The following is a 19,545-nucleotide window of genomic DNA, read 5'->3' as shown; positions in this document are numbered from 1 at the left end:
AATTTATATTCATAGTCTTTTTTATGTATTTTTATAAAGGAATATAGAGTTTTTTGTAGAAATTTAATTAATCACTAAATTTTAATATAAGGAGAAATTTTATATGAATAGCACAGTATTTGATGTAATAGTTATAGGTTCAGGACTTGGTGGAATACGTTGTTCACAAGAACTTTTAAAAAATAATTTAAAAGTATGTATGGTAACTTCGAAAGAATTTTGTTCTGGAGCTAGTTTTTACCCTGGGACTTGGGGACTTGGAATGATTGGACCTAAAGATGAAAAAGATAAGAAGGACTTATTAGAAAATATAAATAGAGTTGGATGTAACTTATCCAATCCACAATTAAGCTCTATTTTGGTGGATAGTGTGAATAATGAAATCGATTTACTAATCGAACAAGGGATAAATTTAAAAGAATCTGTGGATAAAGATGGAGTTGTTCCATGTTTTGATTCTAATAAAAGAAGATGGTTTGGTTTTGATTTCAAAAGTGCAAAAGAAGTATTTAGTAATATGTTAGATAATGAAAGCTTTACATTACTATCAAAAACTAAAGTTATTGATATTTATAATAAAGGAAAGAGCTCTAAGGGAGTTTTAATAGAAAATAAGGATAAATCAATAGATTTAATAAAATCAAAATCAATAGTAATAGCATCTGGAGGCTATACTTCTTTATTTAAACATAACTTTTCTCTTGAGCTTGATTCTCCTATAGTTCAGTACTTGGCTAATAAAATAGGATGTGAACTTATTAATCTAGAATTTGTTCAATTTATACCAGCGTATATAAAACCTATGTATAAAACTATTTTTAATGAAAGAGTTTTCAAATATATAAATCTTAAGGATAAAGATGGAAATGACATTTTAGAAAATATAGATGATATAGAGACTATAATGAATGAAAGGTCAACGTATGGTCCATTTACCACACGTCTTAGATCAAGTATAGTTGATAAAACATTATTTAAATATTATCAAAAAGATAATAATAGTGCTTGCTTTGAGTATCCAAAAAATATAGATAGTATAAATGATACTTTAATATACAATTATTTTAAGTGGATTAATGAATCGAAAAAAGATATCAATGATAAAATACATATAGTACCATTTGCTCATGCTTGTAATGGTGGACTTAAAATAGATGAAAAAGCTTGTACTACGGTAGATGGGATATTTGCATGTGGAGAGGTAACTGGTGGAGTTCATGGTGCCGATAGAATCGGTGGATTATCTACTTGTAATGCATTAGTTTTTGGTGCTATAGCAGGAAGAAGTGCCAGTGAATATTGTAGATCAAATAATTTTGAAGATTTTAATATAAATAGTAATTATAGTGCAGAATATAATTTAGATGATTATAATAAATTTAAAAATGCTATATCTGAAATTAGAGAAGTGTTATATACCGAAGTTTCTATATTAAGAAGTGAAAAGAGTATTAAAAATGCTAAAAATAAGATTAATAGATTAAAAGTAAGTATCTCTAATATTAAACTTTCAATAAGTGATAAATCTATGCTTGATAGTTATATAAATTTTTCACTTATACTTTTAGATGCTATGATTAAACAAGATAAATCTATTGGATGCCATTGTAGAATTGATTAATAGTTAAGATGTTAGTAGAAATACTAACATCTTTTTTATAGTTATAATGTATAATAGAAGTTATTAAAAATAGAGTAATTAAAAAATAATATTAGATAGATAAATTAAAATAGGAAGAAGGGTTATAACGTGGACTTAAATATAATAGAAGACATATTAAAATTTAATACAGATAGAACAAAATTCAACAGTGGATTTACTATGTATAAAAGAAATAAAATTATTAACGATTATTCAAAAATAGAAGGAGATAATGTTATATTTTATGCAACTATTATAGATGAATATCATAGACAAAATTATACTGCTATGATAAGTATTAATTTAAAGACTAGAGTCGTATCAAATATAAGTTGTGATTGTAGTGGATCAATATCAAAAGATCATAAGGCTCAAATATGTCCACATATGGTTGCAATAGCTCTTAATGGTGTTAATAATCTAAAAAATGTAAAAATGCAAGAATCTTATAATGAAGGAATAACAATAAATCCTCAAGTAATAGTAAATATAACTCAGTCAAGAAATGGTCATATGGGTATAAATTTAAATATTGATGGAGTTGATAAAATAAATTATAGAAGAATATTTAATTCTTTTAAAGAAAATAAAAAGTTACATAGACTTTCAAATGGAGATTACTTAGATTTAGAAGATGAAAATTTAGTAAAAGCCCTTAAATTAATAGATGTATTAGGGATATATAATGATTTTGAAAATATGAAAATACCTAATAATAAAGCTTTATATTTAGATAATTTCATAGAAGAAGAAAATATAGACTTTATAGATGGAAGACAGTACGTAAGTAATGTAATTAAAAAGTTTAAAAAGAACTCAAAAATAGAATGTAGAGTACCTAAAAATTTAAATGCTAAACTTAGAGACTATCAAGTTAGAGGATTTGAATTTTTTACAACATTATCAAACTATGAATTTGGATGTATATTAGCGGATGAGATGGGGCTTGGTAAAACTATTCAAGCAATAGCATTTTTACTATCTCAAGTAAATAAAAAAAGTATAGTAATAACACCGACAGCTCTTATATATAACTGGAAAAATGAGTTTGATAAATTTGCTCCAGATTTGAAAATAGGAGTAGTACATGGAAATAAATTAGAAAGAGATAAGATAGTAAATAATATTGATAATTATGATGTTATATTAACTACTTACACAACATTTAGAAATGATTTAGATAAATATGAAAATATAAGTTTTGATTACTGTATTATAGATGAAGCTCAGAACATAAAAAATCCAGATTCTATTATTACGAAAACTATAAAAAGTATAAATTCCAAAGTTAGATTTGCATTAACAGGTACACCAATAGAAAATAATTTATTAGAGTTATGGTCAATATTTGATTTTATAATGCCAGGTTATTTATATCATAAAGAGAAATTTAAAAGTATATTTGTAAATAACGATAAAAGTACAAGTGAACTTAAAAAACTTATAAAACCATTTATGCTTAGAAGAACTAAAAAAGAAGTTATATCAGAACTTCCAGATAAAATAGAGCAAAAATTCTTTGTACAATTAGATAAAGACCATAGAAAATCTTATAATGGATATATAAAACTTATAAAAGAGAAGATAAAAGAAGATAATCAAAATAATATAACTGTATTTTCTTACTTAACTAAAATAAGACAGTTATGCTTAGCGCCAGAGTTAATGGTTAAAAATTATATTGGTAAAAATTCTAAAATAGATATATTAGTAGATATAATAAATGATTCAGGGGATAAAAAGATACTAGTATTCTCTCAGTTTACAAAAGTACTAAGTATAATAGAACAAAGGTTAGGTAAAGAAGAAGTTTCATATAGCTATCTAGATGGAAAAACTAGTGCAGAAGATAGAATTAAATTAGTTGATGAATTTAATAATAAAGAAGATAAAAAAGTATTTTTAATATCTCTAAAAGCTGGAGGAACAGGCCTTAATTTAACTAGTGCAAGTATGGTTATTCACTTTGACCCTTGGTGGAATCCTGCTGTTGAAGACCAAGCAAGTGATAGAGCCCATAGAATAGGACAAAGAAATGTGGTTAACGTTATAAAGCTTATTGCTAAAGATACTGTTGAAGAAAGAGTAATTGGCTTACAAGAAAATAAAAAGGAGCTTATTGAAGATATTATAGATGGTAATTTAGATAATAGTAATATACTTAAAAATTTATCTAAAGATGAGGTGATAGATTTATTTATGTAAAAAATAAACTTTGTATTTACCAATAATTCTATAATATACAAAATAATTAATGAAATGATATAATTATTGTAACAAATAATGATTTAAAGGAGTTTTTAGACTATGTCATTTTTTAATAAGATAGCAGGTTATGGATCAGTAGACAATCAATGTGAGGATAAGATAAGAGAATATTTACTAGATGATGAAGAGGTTATCATTGGATTTACATTTATAAGAGATTCTATAATACTTACTAATCATGGGCTTTATAGAGTAGATGTTCAAGGATTAAGTGGGAAAAAAGTAGAAGTAAAGTTCTTCCCTAAGAAGAACATTAAGAGTATCTCTTTTGAAACAGCATCAACAATGGATTTAGATGTTGATATAAAAATAGGTGTTGATGGAAATACAGTGGTTACTCAAAATACATCATACAATGCTCCTATATCATTTAAAGTACCTAAAGCTCAAACAGAAGAAGCCAAGCAAATAGTAAGACTTGTAAAAGAATATTATCTTTGTAAATAAGATAAAAGAGATTGCAATTAATATTGCAATCTTTTTTTATACCTTAAATTAATTATCAAACTTTAATAAATATAGAGTATGTTTGAATTTATTGTCCATAATAAGGTTAGGATTAGTTAGATTTTGAATGAATAAATAAACAAAATTTATAATTAAAGTTTATAAAAGAGCGAAATATAAAATTTATAATATTGACAATGTTCGATAATGTGAGTAAAATGTAAATATAAAATTAAATTTCGACAAAAATATTCGTTTTTTTAATAAATTATCTAGAGAGGGAGTTTACACATTATGAAAAAGAAAGGTTATTATATATTATTTATACCATGTGTAGTATTAGTAGCATATTTTATGATAGTGCCCTTAATTGGAACTATATTACCTACATTTACTAATACGGCAGGTGGTATGTTTAGTGCGTATACGTCATTTTTTAAAGATGAATATATGATGAGCATATTTATTAGAACTATAAAAATATCATTATTATCGTCAATAATATGTATGTTTGTAGGGGTGCCAGTAGCATATTTCATATCAAGAACATCTAAAAAGTTAAGAGGGTTATTTATTGCATTGACAGTATTTCCAATCTTAACGAATTCTGTTGTTCGTTCGTTTGCATGGATGAGTATCTTAGGAAAAAATGGAGTTATCAATAGCTTACTTATTAAGCTTAATTTAATAACAGAGCCATTATCGCTTTTATATACTGAAGGAGCTATTATAATAGGTACTGTATACATATTCTTACCACTAATGATAATATCTCTTGTTGGAGTTATGGAAAATGTTGAAAATGATTTATTAGAAGCAGCTGAAAGCTTAGGAGCTAACAGATTAAAAGCATTTTTCAAAGTTATATTCCCATTAAGTTTACCAGGATTAATAGTTGGAACTGTACTAGTCTTTACAGGTTCTTTAACTGCATATACAACACCTCAATTATTAGGTGGAAATAAAAATACAGTTTTAGCTACATTAATATATCAAAAGACTATGACATTAGGAGATTGGCAAGGAGCTGCAGTAGTAGCAACTATAATGATTATAGTTACATTAATAGTTATAAAAGGAATCAACTTCCTAGCATCAAGATTAGATAAGAGAGGTGTTTCTTAAGATGAAAAAGAGTAAATTTTTAACGGCATTTGTTGTATTAGTATATATATTCTTATTTGCACCATTAGCTATAATTGCTATGACAAGTATAGGAACGGAAAATTATATAGCATTTCCTCCGAAAGGATTTAGTTTACAATGGTTTACAACTGTATTTAAATCAGAAGCTTTTGTTAGCTCTATGATAACAAGCTTAACGATATCAGGTATAGCTACATTAGCTGCATTAGTTATAGGTATGCCAGCAGCTTATGGGTTAAGTAGATATGATTTTAAGGGCAAAGCAGCTATTAAAAGTTTCTTCTTCTCACCGCTTATAATACCAGGTATAGTAGTTGGGTTTTCATTATTCCAATTCTTACTAGTAAAGTTAAATCTTTCAGTAAATATGAGTTTATTTATTGGACATACATTAGTAATAATACCATACATTATAAGAGTTGTAGGCTCTAGTTTAGAAGTATTTGATTATTCGATAGAAGAAGCAGCCATGAGTTTAGGATGTAAAAAATCACAAACTTTCTTTAAGGTAGTATTACCAAACATAACATCAGGAGTAATGGCAGCATTTATGTTAGCTTTTATAAATTCATTTAATAATGTTCCAGTATCAATGTTTTTAACTGGTCCAGGTGTGTCTACATTACCTATAACAATGATGAACTATGTTGAATATAACTATGATCCAACAGTATCAGCATTATCAGTAATACTAATGATATTAACTATTGGAATTATGTACATCTTAGAAAAGACATTAGGTCTTAACAACTTTGCAGGATAAAGTTATAACTAATAAAGACTTGGAGGATTAGTAAAATGGATTTAATAAAATTACAACATATAAATGTTTCATATGATAAAAAAAATAATATATTAGAAAACTTAAACCTAAATGTTAAAAAGGGGGAACTAGTATCTCTTCTTGGTCCAAGTGGATGTGGAAAAACTACAACACTAAGAGTTGTTGCAGGGTTTATAGAGCCAACAGCAGGGAAGTTTTTATTAGGAGATAAAGATTATACAAATATACCAGTTCACGAAAGAAACTTCGGACTAGTATTCCAAAGTTATGCATTATTCCCACACTTAACGGTTGAAGAAAATGTTGCTTTTGGATTAAACATGAAAAAGGTACCAAAGGATGAGATAAAAGTAAAGGTTGCTGAGATTTTAGAAACTGTAGATATGTCTCATTTAGCAAAAAGATATCCTAAAGAACTATCAGGTGGTCAAAGACAAAGGGTTGCTATAGCAAGAGCTTTAGTTATAGAACCGAGCTTATTACTTTTAGACGAACCATTAAGTAACCTTGATGCTAAGTTAAGACTTAAAATGAGAGTTGAAATAAGAAAACTTCAACAAAAACTTGGGATAACAACATTATTTGTTACACATGATCAAGAGGAATGTTTTTCAATATCAGATAGAGTAGCAGTACTTAATAAAGGAGTTATAGAACAATTTGATACTCCTGAAAATATTTACTCAAATCCAGCTACTGAATTCGTTGCAAGATTCGTAGGGTTTGAAAACTTTATTGATTTAAAGAAAACTTCAGATAACACTTATGTTAATGAAAGTGGAGTTAAATTTAAGGTTGATAGAGATAAGTATAAAACACAAGTAAAAGCAACTATAAGACCAGATGATATAAAAATAGTTGATGAAGAATTAGAAAACATGATAGAGGGCACTATAGAAATAAGAACCTTTTTAGGTAAGGCTTATCAATATGATGTTAAAACATCTATGGGTAGTATAATTGTAAATAGTGAAAATAGTGTTATATATGAAAAAGGAAATAAAGTAAGACTTCAATTACCATCAAATAAAATAGTTATATTATAGGATAAAGGAGAAAAACTATGAACAAGAAAATTTTAACATTATTATTAACAGGTGTGATTTCAGCGACAGCTTTAGTTGGATGTGGAAAATCAGAAGAATCTGCATCAAACAAAAAACTTATAGTTTCCACTTGGGGATTAAATGAAGATGTATTAAAGAAAGAAGTATTTGAGCCATTTGCTAAAGAACATGGAGTAGAAGTAGTTTTAGAAGTTGGAAATAACTCTGAAAGATTAACTAAAATGAAAAATAATCCAAATTCAAATATAGATATAACTTATTTAGCAGAATCATTTGCTGAGCAAGGAATAGAAGCAGGAATATTTGAAAAAATAGACTATTCAAAAATACCAAATTCTAAAAGTATAAATGAAAAAGCTAAAGCTACTGTAGAAAGAGGATATGGTCCAGCTTATACATTAAATAGTATAGGAATAGTAGTAGATCCATCAGCAGGTATAGACATAAAATCATGGGAAGATTTATGGAAGCCTGAGTTAAAAGGAAAAATAGCTATACCAGATATAACAACTACTAATGGTGCTGCGATAGTAAGTATAGCGGCTCAAAAAGCAGGTGTAGATATAACTAAAGATAAAGGTGAAGCTGCATTTAAAGAATTAGAAAAATTAAAGCCAAATGTTGTTAAAACTTACTCTAAATCATCAGATTTAGCTAATATGTTCTCAAGCGGAGAAATAGTAGCAGCAGTAGCTTCAGATTTTGCATTTGAAACAATAGCAAAAGCTAAGCCAGAAGTTAAAAATGTAATACCTGAATCAGGAACCTACTTAAACTTCAATACAATAAATATTAACAAAAATTCAAAGAATAAAGATTTAGCTTATGAATTTATAAACTATGCTTTAAGTCCAGAAGTTCAAGAAAGAGCAGCTAAAGCTTTAAGTGAAGCTCCAGTTAATGGCGAAGTTAAATTAAATGAAGAAGATGCTAAGAATTTAACATACGGAAAAGTATTAGAAAATGCAAAAGTAATAGACTTTAAATTTGTAAATACATTAATGAATGAATGGATTAATACTTGGAACAGAATAATGAACTAGTGTTAAATAGGTGAGACTATGGAAGTACAATTAATTATAAAAAACTTAAAAGTATATAATAGTTACTTTAAACAGTTTATATTAGGTGATGTTATAATACATGAAGGTAAGTTTATTCATATAGGGGAAAACTATGACGACAGACTAACATCTAATAATATTATAGACGGTAATAATAAGTACATGATTCCAGGACTTGTAGATATACACATGCATATAGAGAGCTCGATGACGATTCCAAGTGAATTTTCAAAGGCTGTCATAAAACAAGGGGTCACTACAGTTGTAGCTGACCCTCATGAAATTGCAAATATTTTTGGGGTTGAAGGAATTAAAGAATTTTTAAAGGAAGAAGAAAAGGTAGACATATTTTATGGAATACCAAGCTCAGTTCCATCAACATCGTCAGAACTAGAAACTACTGGGGGACAAATAGGAGTAAAGGAAGTAAGAGAATTATTAAATTATGATAAAGTTTTATGCTTAGGAGAAGTAATGAACTTTAAAGATTTAATAGATGATAAAACTTCTAAAATTAATAATATAATAAACTATGTTAAATATAATAATAAAAATATGCCTTTAGAAGGTCATTGTCCCAAAATAGAAGGTGTAGATTTATCTCTTTATTTATGTAGTGGAGTTAATGGAGACCATACTCAACAAAGCGTGAAATCTCTAGAAGAAAAAATTAGGAATGGTATGTTTATAGAAGTTCAACATAAATCTATGACTAAAGACAATATGAATTATTTAATAGAAAATAATTTATATGAGCATTTTTGCTTAGCAACAGATGATGTAATGGCAGATAAACTTTTAGATGGACACCTTAATAAGTTAGTTATAGAAGCAATGAATTTGGGGATGTCACCAGAAAATGCCATATATGTATCAACGTATACTCCAGCTAGAAGAATGGGATTATTTGATAGAGGAAGTATAGCTCCAGGAAAGATTGCAGACTTTATTTTACTTAGTAATTTAGAAGAATTTAAAATAGAAGAAGTTTATAAAAATGGAGAACAAGTATACAGTAAATCGAATGGGATAAAAAGAGAATATTTTAAAAATAAAAGTACTATAAAAAAAGAATTTTATAATAGCATAAAATTAGATAAAATTACTAATGATGATTTATTAGTAAAAGTTCCTAATAAATATTTAGATAATGTTACATGTAGAACTATGAAGGTGTCTGAAAATACAACATTTACACAGGAATGTGAAAAAACTTTAAAAGTAGATAATCAAATACTTAAGTGGGAAAATAATGATTGCGCATTAATAGCTGTATTTGAAAGATATGGAAAAAATAATAATGTATCCTTTGGATTAGTAGAAGGTAGTATATTAAAAGAGGGTGCAGTTGCAACTACATGGGCTCATGACCATCATAACCTTATGGTAATGGGAAATAATGTAGATGATATGGTATTAGCTGCAAATAAAGTTATTTCACTAGGTGGAGGATATGCAGTAGCTAATAAAGGTAGTATATTAGCTAATTTAAGTCTACCAATAGGTGGAATAATTAGTGATGAACCTATTGAAATACTAGGAGAAAATTTAGGTAAAGTAAGAAGTGCTATGAAAGATTTAGGATATAATCATATGAATGAGATAATGTCATTTAGTACGTTATCATTACCGGTAAGCCCGGCGCTTAAAATCACAGATAAAGGATTAATAGATGTGGGTAAAAATAAGATTATCTCTTTATTTAAGTAATAGTTAGAACTATAAGAATTAGACTATGTATATACATAGTCTAATTTCATATACTTATACTTTGGAGGATAATATGAAAGCAAAAGATAAAGTAACTATATTAAAAAATATTACTATACTTACAATGAATGAAAATAGAGATATTATAGAAAATGGAGTAGTAGCATTTAAAGATAATAAAATAATATCTGTTTCAGATAAGAATATAGAAGAAGAACTTAAAAATGAATATGATATTGAAATTATAGATGGAGACGAAGGGATATTAATGCCGGGTATGATAAATTGTCATACACATATTTCAATGGTTCCCTTTAGAAGTTTAGCAGATGATTATAAAGATAGGTTAAAAAGATACTTGTTTCCACTAGAGCAAAAATTAGTAGATAAGGAACTAACTTATATAGGAGCAAAATATGGTATAGCTGAAATGTTGTTAGGAGGAGTCACAACATTTTGTGATATGTACTATTTTGAAGATGAAGTGGCAAAAGCTGCTAAAGAAATGAATATGAGAGGTATATTATGTGAAACTATAGTAGACTTTCCTTCACCAAATGCCAAAGAGCCATTTGGAGGATTAGAGTATTCAAAATGGTTTATAGAAAAATGGAAAGATGATAATTTAATAACTCCAGGGATAGCTCCTCATGCACCGTATACAAATACTGATGAATCTTTAAAAGAAGCATACAATATAAGTAAAGAATACAATGTTCCATTAACTACTCATTTAGCAGAAATGGATTATGAATTAAATGAGTATAAAGAAAAATACAATTTAACACCAGTTGCTTATATGGACAAATTAGGGATTTTAGATTCTAATTTTATATCAGCGCATACTGTTCTAGTCGATGATAATGATATACAAATATTAAAAGAAAGAAATGTTAAAGTATCTCATAATATAGGAGCGAATTCTAAGGGAGCAAAAGGAGTAGCACCTATTATAAAAATGAGAGAAAAAGGAATTGATGTAGGATTAGGAACTGATGGACCGATGAGTGGAAATACATTAGATATAATAACTCAAATGTCTCAAGTGGGAAAAGTACATAAATTATTTAATAACGATAGAACACTAATGCCATCAGTAGAATTGGTAGAAATGGCAACGATTGGTGGGGCAAGAGTTCTTGGAATTGATAAGTCAGTTGGTTCAATTGAAGTTGGAAAAAAAGCTGACTTAACTTTAATAGAAACAAATTCTGTTAATATGCAACCTATATACGACTATTATGCTGCTATAGTGTATTCGGCTAATCCTTCTAATGTGGATACTGTTATAGTGGATGGAAAAGTAGCGGTAAAAAATAAGAAATTAGTAACCGCAGACTTTAAAGAGATTAGAAAAAATCTCATAGATTTGAAAGAAAAAATAAATAATGTTGCTAAAATACTTTAAATTATTAAAAATAGATATTGATTTCAATCAATATCTATTTTTATAGGGATTATAAACCGTATAATTTGTGTATAAATTATAATAACTATCATGTATTTGTAACTATCCATATTTTAGGATATACTAAATTATTGGATATTTAAATTGATAAATATATCCTTGCATAAGGATTAAAGTAAGTAAAAGGAGGTTGAAAGTATGAGTGAAATAATTAAATCAAATAGAACAAAAGGAATAATATGTATAATAGCATCGGCATTAGGATTTGCTCTTATGTCAGCATGCGTAAAATTAGCTGGTGATGTACCAAATTTTCAAAAAGTATTTTTTAGAAATTTAGTATCAGCATTAGTAGCGCTATATTTAATAATGAAGCATAAAGGAAGTTTAACTGGTAAGAAAGAAAATAGGAAACTTTTAATTCTTAGATCGACTTTTGGAACTCTAGGTGTAATTCTTAACTTTTATGCTATTGATAAATTAGTTTTATCAGATGCAAATATGTTAAATAAACTTAGTCCATTTCTTGTAGTGATACTTTGTGCAATATTTTTAAATGAAAAGATAAATAAAATACAAATAGGATCAATTATAATAGCATTTATAGGAGCGTTATTTATAATAAAACCTACATTTAGTATAGAAGTAATACCTTATATTATAGGGGTTATGGGAGCTTTATTTGCAGCATCTGCATATACTTGCTTAAGGGCTATTGGAAATAAAGAAGAGCCTTATACTATAGTATTTTTCTTCTCAATGTTTTCATTAATTACAATTTTACCAGCATTTATATATGTATACGAACCAATGACATTAGCTCAATTATCATATTTAATTTTAGCCGGAGTATTTGCTAGCTTAGGTCAATTTGGAATAACTTTAGCATATAGATATGCACCTGCTAAAGAAATATCTATATTTGATTATAGTAATATAATTTTCTCTGCAATTTTAAGTATATTTTTATTTAATCAAATACCGGATATGCTAAGTATAGTAGGATATTTAATAGTATTTTCTGCAGCATTTTATATATTTTTATATAATAAAAAATTAGATAAAATAGAAAATAGTAAATAAGTATTAAAAAAGCGTTTGAATTAATTTAATATATATAATAATATTGATGTGTAAAAAATTAACTTAAAATAAATGATAAGGTGTGAATAAATGGACGATTTAAAAAAAGCAATTGATGAAATAACTAGCCAAGATATAATTAAAATAGTTATAAGTAACAAAATGAATAAAGATGTTGAGTACAATAAAATAGCATTTGGATTAAAAGAAAATAATAAAGGAAAGTATTATCAAATAGAAAAATACACAGATAAGCAAGTATTTCACGAAAATATTGACAAAGATGATTTAAAAGAGAAGGTTGAAAAGTACTTATCAGGTAATTACAAGAACTTAGCTGCTTGGTCAAATGATAGTACATTTGACTTAAAAATATCTAAAAAAGGTAAAGTATTTTTAGGGAAAAAGAAAAGTGATAATGAAAACATTGTAAATAAAGGACACAATAAAGAAAAAAATTATATTCTTAAAGAAGGTATGATAATTCAACCTCTTATAGATTTAGGTGTATTTACTAAAGAAGGTAAAGTAGTTAATTCTAAATATGACAAGTACAAGCAAATAAATAGATTTGTTGAAATTATTGATGATGAAATTAAAAAAAATGATTATAAAGAGCTTACTATACTGGATTTTGGATGTGGAAAATCTTACTTAACATTTGTACTATATTATTACTTTGTAGAAATTAAAAAGATTAATGTAAAAATGATAGGTTTAGACCTTAAAGCTGATGTAATTAAAAAATGTAATGATATAGCTAAAAGATATAATTATGAAAATCTACATTTTGAAATCGGAGATGTTAATGGGTTTAAATATAATAATAAAGTAGATATGGTAATTACGTTACATGCATGTGATACAGCGACTGATTATGCTTTATACAATGCGATAAAATGGAATAGTAAAATGATTTTTTCTGTTCCTTGTTGCCAACATGAGTTTAATCATCAAATGAAAGCTAAATATTTAGATATATTAACTAAATATGGAATAGTTCAAGAAAGAGTAGCAGCACTTATGACTGACGCAGCTAGAGCTAACTTATTAGAAAGCGCTGGATATAAAACTCAGCTTTTAGAATTTATAGATATAGCACATTCTCCTAAGAACATACTAATTAGAGCTTCAAAAGGAAATATATCTAAGGATAAAAAAGAAAAATCATTAAATGAAGTTAAGACTTTAATGGATCAGTTTAACTTTGATCCTACATTATTTAACTTGTTAAAAGAAGATAATTTGATTTAATATATAAAACCCTGTATCTATAAAAAATTAGTTACAGGGTTTTTTATCTATATTAATTCAATTGATATTTTTAGTATATATCCTTCTTTATTTGCAGAAGTTAATTCATTTAAAATTTCTTTTATATAAGAATGATTTCCTATTTTCAGATCATTTTTTTGTATATAATCATACATTTTATCAATGGTAGATTCTACTGTTACATAATATCCTTTATGGTATCCAACTAAATATAGACCTTTTTTCTTAATATGCATTTTAGAAGTAGGAGTATTTTTATCTACTAATTGTAATGCATGTTCACGCTCTAGTTTATATCCATTACTTGTATGAGCAATATCTAATAATAAGCACATTGAATCACTAAGATCATAGTGGTGAACATACTCACTAAGATTATCTTTAATAATTTCATACATATCCTCATCTGTAGAAACCTTTAGGGATCTACCTAAAATATAGTATTCTTCATTATGATATTCAATATTAAATGTGGAAAAGTCAATATTAGAAGCAAATCTAATTTTATCAACTCTATTTTGTAGTGTATGTTGAAGGTTTTTTAACTTATTAATTTCTTTATCGATATCATTAATTTTATCTACAAAGATTTCTTCTATTTGCTTAGGAGTACGATTGTCTAGATGATACTTTATTTTAGATAATGGCATTCCTAAGTCTTTCATAATAGATATAAAGTAAAATAAGGTTAGTTGTTCATGGGAGTATAGTCTATATCCATTATCATCAAAAGCTTCAGGTTTTAAAAGATCAATATCATCATAATGAAATAATGTATGCTTTTTTACGTTACAAAGCTTTGCAAATTCTCCTGTTGAAAGATATCTTAATTTTTTTCTCATATTTTTAAATCTCCTATTGACTATAGTGTTACCCTATATCTTATTATATCATAATAGAATAATAAGAATTCAAGGAAGTGAAAATATAATTTATTAGCTTTATACGAATTAATATTTAAGAAGAGGAGAATGTAAAAATGGATAATAAAAATGTTGCACTAGGAAGTGGTAGCATTGGTAAATTACTTTTAAATTTAGCTGTTCCAACAATAGTTGCACAAATGGTAAACCTACTATATAACATAATAGATAGAATATTTATAGGTAGAATGCCAAATGGAGAATTGGCAATGGCAGGTATTGGAGTGGCAATGCCTATAATAATGCTAGTTTCTGCATTTAGTGCATTAATTGGTAGTGGTGGAGCTCCATTAGTAGCAATTAAAATGGGAGAAAAAGATAATGATGAAGCTGAAAAAATAATGAGTAATAGTTTCTCTACCCTTATTGTACTATCATTAATTTTAACGACAATATTTATAGTTTTTAAAGAACAAATACTTTGGGCATTCGGTGCAAGTGAAGCTACTATAGGATATTCTATGGATTATTTAACAATATATATAATAGGTACTATATTTGCACTAATATCTGTAGGTATGAATCCATTTATTAATACTCAAGGATTTACAAAAATAGGAATGTTTACGGTATCTATAGGTGCTTTAATAAATATAATTCTTGACCCTATATTCATATTTGGATTTGGAATGGGAGTTAAAGGTGCAGCGCTTGCTACTATAATAGCCCAAGCAGTTTCTGCAATTTGGGTATTAAAATTTTTACTTGGAAAGAAAAGTACTCTAAAAATTAGAAAAAAATATTTATTACCAAGTAAGAAGGTAATATTACCTGTATTGGCTTTAGGTATAGCACCTTTTATTATGCAAAGTACAGAAAGTTTAGTATTAATTAGTTTAAATAATCAATTATCAAAATTTGGTGGAGACTTAGCTATTGGTGCTATGACTATAATGAGTAGTATAATGCAAATAATTACATTGCCACTTATGGGTCTTACCCAAGGTGCACAGCCAATTATAAGTTACAACTACGGAGCTAAAAATTTAGATAGAGTTAAAAAAGCATTTAAGTTATTAATAATAAGTTGCTTAATTTACACAGTTACAATGGTTACATTAATAATGCTGTTCCCATCTGTATTTGTAGGAATATTTAATAATAAACCAGAGCTTGTTGAAATAACATCATGGGCGATGAGAATATACTTCCCAGGTATGGCAATATTTGGGGCTCAGATAGCTTGTCAACAAACATTCTTAGCATTAGGGGAAGCGAAAATTTCTTTACTATTAGCATTATTAAGAAAGGTTGTATTATTAGTACCGTTAATATTTATACTTCCAGCTATATTAGAAAATGGGTTCCAAGCAGTACTATTAGCTGAGCCAATCTCTGATATTTTAGCAGCAACAACTACTCTAATTTGTTTTATGATATTTTATAAAAAGACATTAAATTCTAATCTTGAAGGTCAACAAGATATATAGAAATATAAAAAAGAGTATCCCTTAATAATTAAATTATTGAGGGATACTCTTTTTTATCTTATAAAAAGTACATAAAATTTATCGTATTGTCGCAAAAACTAATCAATTTTACAAAGCTAATTGAAAAATAGTATAAAAAATTATAAATTTTATTAGTACATTATTGAATTTAATTGAAATTATAAGGGGGATAATGTTTTATATGTCGATTATGGATGATATAAAAAAGTTAAAAGCTAAACTAGAATTCGAGATAGAACAATATGATTTAGCTAAATTAACACATAATAATATAGTTGGGATAAGTCAAGAACTAGATGAATTAATTATAGAGTACATGCAAATAGAGCGCGATGATTTATATAGAAAAAATAAAATGGAAACTTCTAATAGCTAACAAGATATGATTTAATTTAAATATCACTAATGGTCGATTTATCAAAAAAAATAATCGTTTTTGTAAAGTGTATTGATTATTTATATTAAAAAAATTATTATTATAATAATGGGTTTTATTATAATATTTACTTAAAGGCTTAATATGTATTATAAAATAACTCTAAATGGGGAAGTATAGTATAAATTAATAATTATAAATATTCGTAGAAATAGAATTCACTAATGTGTTAGTGAATTCTATTTCTGTAATTACATATGCTTTACATTTATTGGGGAAATGTAAAGCATATGTAATTACAGAAGTATAAAATTGAACTTTGGTTGGTGGGGAGATATGTACAATATAGCAATTTGCGAAGATGAAATAATTCAAGCAAATCAATTAGAACGTCTATTTAGAAAATACGAAGAGATTGAAAAGGTAGTATTTAATATAGATAAATTTTCATCTGGAGAATTATTGATAGAAAATGGATATGATCAATATGATATTATAGTTTTAGATATAAAGATGGATCAAATTAATGGGATAGAAGTTGCTAAAATAATTAGAAAAACCAATGAAAATATTAAACTGATGTTTGTAACGGCAATAGAAAAATATTGGCCAGAGGGGTATAATGTAAATGCTTTTAGATACATAGTAAAGCCAATAGATGAAGATAAATTTTATGAAGAAATAAACAATATAATTAATGCGGTTAATAAAACAAAAGCCTTTATAACTATTACTAGTGATGGAGATTTAAAAACTATATCAATTCAAAATATAAGATATTTAGAAATATTGCATCGGAAAGTGCATATAAATACAACTTCGGGGGTATATACTAGTAATCAGACCTTGAGGTATTGGAATAAGAAACTATATCCATATGGATTTGCAAATCCTCATAGTAGTTATTTAGTGAATATGAACTATGTGACGGGTATATCTAAAGAAAAAGTAACATTAATAGACGGAGAAACAATCTATGTTTCACAGAGGAAATATAAAGATTTTAAAACTAGATTTATAAAATATATAGGTCAAATATAGATTACAAAAAGTCACCTTGTATAGGTGACTTTTTGTTTTAAAATGGAGTGATTAAATACTATATGAAAAAAAAAATACTCGGAAGTACATCATATATGTTTGTTATGGCATTTTGTATAGTTTTTATAGTTATGCTTTCAACGAGTTATATTTTAAGAATAAATAAAATTCATGTTAGCAGTATAAATGAAATATATAGAATAGTTGAAGAATCTAAAAAAGAAACTATAAAGGAAATCATAGATAATACTATAAATGAAATAGATATTGAGCGAGAATATATATATATTGAGGCTAAAAAGTCTATTAAAGCTTTAGAGAAAATAGTAGATGTATTGTCAGAAGAAGATTTAAAAGACTATATTAAAGGATTATCTATTATAGAATCATTTGTTTGGGACAAAGAACAATCAAAAGTAGTTTATTCTAAAAATACTCGTATAAATGAAAAATCTATAAATAGCAGTGAAGATTTAGAAAATTATTTAAAAAACTACGAATTTTATATAGATAAAGAATTAAATAATTCTAAACAAATACTAATAGCAGGAATATCAAAAGAAAATTTTGAGAAAAAAACAAAAACTATAATAGAAAGAAAAATAAGAAACACAGAATTGAAGGATAATAAATATATATGGATAAAAGAAATAGTAAGTTATGAGGGAGGAAACAATTATGCAAAAAATATTGTACATCCAGACAATAGAAAACTAGAAGGTAAGTATAGATCAACAAATGATGAAGATCATGGTGGTAATTTAATATTTAAACAAGAATTAGATGGAATAAAAAAAGATGGAGAATCATTTTATAAGATTTACTATAATTCACCTTATGATGTTTCTTTAAAAAGAAATGAAAATAAAAAAGATAAAGATATCGTTTATTCAAAATTATATAAAGATTATAATTGGATTATATCTACATCAGCAAGTATAGATAATATAAATGACATATTTTACAAGGAAATAAAATCTTTTGAAAAAGATGTAATATATCAGATAAATATAACTATAATAACTGCTATATCATGTTTTATTATAGCTGGAATACTTGCAGTTACTATTTATAATTCAAAAAAAGTAAGACGAGTAGAACTTGATAAACAAAAGAATAAAATAATATTACAACATTATAATATAGTAGAAAATAAGTATGAACAAACAAAACAGATTATACATGACATAAAAAATCACTTAATATGTATTAAAGGATTAGCAAAAGATTTAGACGCCAAAAAGGTAGTTGAATATGTAGATAGTATAAATAATGATATAAGTCAGTTATCCTATTCTACCATAACAGGAAATAGATTAGTAGATATTATTATAAATGAGAAAGTATTACTAATGAAAGAAAATAATATAAACTTTACTCATGAGATACAAAATATAAATATGGATTTTATAGAAGACAAAGATGTATGCACTATAATAACTAACTTATTAGATAATGCTATTGATAGCTGTAAAAAAAGTGAATCTAAGGATATTTTATTAAAAATTCATTGTTTCAATAAAAGTTTTATTGTTATAAATCTTTTAAATAGTTGTGATAATAGTCCTATATTTAAACTAAATAAGTTTATTACGAGTAAAAAAGAGGTTGAACTTCATGGTTATGGCATAAGAAATATTAATAAATCTATAAAAAAATACTCTGGAAACTTAGATTGGGAATATAACGATAAAACAAGAGAGTTTCATATGGTCATAATGATACCTATCAAAAAAAATTGCAATAAATATTTATAAAAATATGCATAAACAAAAATATGTAACGTATAAATATATTAAAGCATATATAAATTATATACACCTTATTGAAACTAGTCATAAATATAATTATATATTGCGA

General features: G+C 26.3%; 16 protein-coding genes. 15 read left to right on the top strand and 1 reads right to left on the bottom strand.

The features are described 5' to 3' along the window. The first annotated feature begins 103 nt into the window (after window positions 1-103). The 11 genes from JNUCC81_RS16060 (at window position 104) to JNUCC81_RS16010 (ending at window position 13,873) form a co-directional block, all read left to right on the top strand. Complete coding sequence (locus JNUCC81_RS16060) at window positions 104-1,621, top strand: FAD-binding protein (RefSeq protein WP_454094384.1); 1,518 nt, start codon at window positions 104-106, stop codon at window positions 1,619-1,621. A 129-nt stretch (window positions 1,622-1,750) separates the two neighbouring features. After that, window positions 1,751-3,847 (top strand): SNF2-related protein, encoded by a 2,097-nt coding sequence (locus JNUCC81_RS16055; RefSeq protein WP_454094383.1) that lies wholly within the window; start codon window positions 1,751-1,753, stop codon window positions 3,845-3,847. A 102-nt stretch (window positions 3,848-3,949) separates the two neighbouring features. Next, the gene (locus JNUCC81_RS16050; protein ID WP_208333710.1) at window positions 3,950-4,357 is read left to right on the top strand and encodes a PH domain-containing protein; all 408 of its coding nucleotides are present in this window, start codon (window positions 3,950-3,952) and stop codon (window positions 4,355-4,357) included. Between the two features lie 294 nt (window positions 4,358-4,651). After that, complete coding sequence (locus JNUCC81_RS16045; RefSeq protein ID WP_454094382.1) at window positions 4,652-5,482, top strand: ABC transporter permease; 831 nt, start codon at window positions 4,652-4,654, stop codon at window positions 5,480-5,482. A 1-nt stretch (window position 5,483) separates the two neighbouring features. Further along, the gene (locus JNUCC81_RS16040; protein ID WP_208333708.1) at window positions 5,484-6,266 is read left to right on the top strand and encodes an ABC transporter permease; all 783 of its coding nucleotides are present in this window, start codon (window positions 5,484-5,486) and stop codon (window positions 6,264-6,266) included. Between the two features lie 35 nt (window positions 6,267-6,301). Next, window positions 6,302-7,333 carry an ABC transporter ATP-binding protein gene (locus JNUCC81_RS16035; protein WP_454094381.1) on the top strand — a complete coding sequence of 344 codons (1,032 nt, stop codon included), beginning with the start codon at window positions 6,302-6,304 and terminating at the stop codon, window positions 7,331-7,333. 17 nt (window positions 7,334-7,350) lie between these two features. After that, window positions 7,351-8,397 (top strand): ABC transporter substrate-binding protein, encoded by a 1,047-nt coding sequence (locus JNUCC81_RS16030; RefSeq protein WP_454094380.1) that lies wholly within the window; start codon window positions 7,351-7,353, stop codon window positions 8,395-8,397. A gap of 18 nt (window positions 8,398-8,415) precedes the next feature. Then, window positions 8,416-10,128, top strand: coding sequence for an adenine deaminase C-terminal domain-containing protein (locus JNUCC81_RS16025; protein WP_454094379.1), 1,713 nt, complete (start codon window positions 8,416-8,418; stop codon window positions 10,126-10,128). 73 nt (window positions 10,129-10,201) lie between these two features. Beyond that, window positions 10,202-11,536 (top strand): amidohydrolase, encoded by a 1,335-nt coding sequence (locus JNUCC81_RS16020; RefSeq protein WP_454094378.1) that lies wholly within the window; start codon window positions 10,202-10,204, stop codon window positions 11,534-11,536. A gap of 198 nt (window positions 11,537-11,734) precedes the next feature. Beyond that, complete coding sequence (locus JNUCC81_RS16015) at window positions 11,735-12,619, top strand: DMT family transporter (RefSeq protein WP_454094377.1); 885 nt, start codon at window positions 11,735-11,737, stop codon at window positions 12,617-12,619. A gap of 90 nt (window positions 12,620-12,709) precedes the next feature. Beyond that, window positions 12,710-13,873, top strand: a complete 1,164-nt coding sequence (locus JNUCC81_RS16010; RefSeq protein WP_454094376.1) for a class I SAM-dependent methyltransferase — start codon at window positions 12,710-12,712, stop codon at window positions 13,871-13,873. Window positions 13,874-13,920: 47 nt separating this feature from the next. Here the strand turns inward: JNUCC81_RS16010 and JNUCC81_RS16005 are convergent, their stop codons facing one another. Beyond that, window positions 13,921-14,736, bottom strand: a complete 816-nt coding sequence (locus tag JNUCC81_RS16005) for a MerR family transcriptional regulator (protein WP_454094375.1) — start codon at window positions 14,734-14,736, stop codon at window positions 13,921-13,923. Between the two features lie 137 nt (window positions 14,737-14,873). Between JNUCC81_RS16005 and JNUCC81_RS16000 the strand changes: the two genes are divergently transcribed. The 4 genes from JNUCC81_RS16000 (at window position 14,874) to JNUCC81_RS15985 (ending at window position 19,442) form a co-directional block, all read left to right on the top strand. After that, window positions 14,874-16,247 carry an MATE family efflux transporter gene (locus JNUCC81_RS16000; protein WP_454094374.1) on the top strand — a complete coding sequence of 458 codons (1,374 nt, stop codon included), beginning with the start codon at window positions 14,874-14,876 and terminating at the stop codon, window positions 16,245-16,247. Window positions 16,248-16,449: 202 nt separating this feature from the next. Further along, window positions 16,450-16,644 carry an aspartyl-phosphate phosphatase Spo0E family protein gene (locus JNUCC81_RS15995; RefSeq protein ID WP_454094373.1) on the top strand — a complete coding sequence of 65 codons (195 nt, stop codon included), beginning with the start codon at window positions 16,450-16,452 and terminating at the stop codon, window positions 16,642-16,644. A gap of 336 nt (window positions 16,645-16,980) precedes the next feature. Beyond that, a complete protein-coding gene (locus tag JNUCC81_RS15990; RefSeq protein ID WP_208333207.1) occupies window positions 16,981-17,685 on the top strand; it encodes a LytR/AlgR family response regulator transcription factor in 705 nt (234 codons plus the stop codon). A gap of 62 nt (window positions 17,686-17,747) precedes the next feature. Further along, window positions 17,748-19,442, top strand: coding sequence for a GHKL domain-containing protein (locus JNUCC81_RS15985; protein ID WP_454094372.1), 1,695 nt, complete (start codon window positions 17,748-17,750; stop codon window positions 19,440-19,442). Window positions 19,443-19,545 lie beyond the last annotated feature (103 nt).

It is taken from the genome of Faecalimicrobium sp. JNUCC 81 (assembly GCF_053667625.1).
This window is presented reverse-complemented; position numbering and strand designations above follow the sequence as displayed.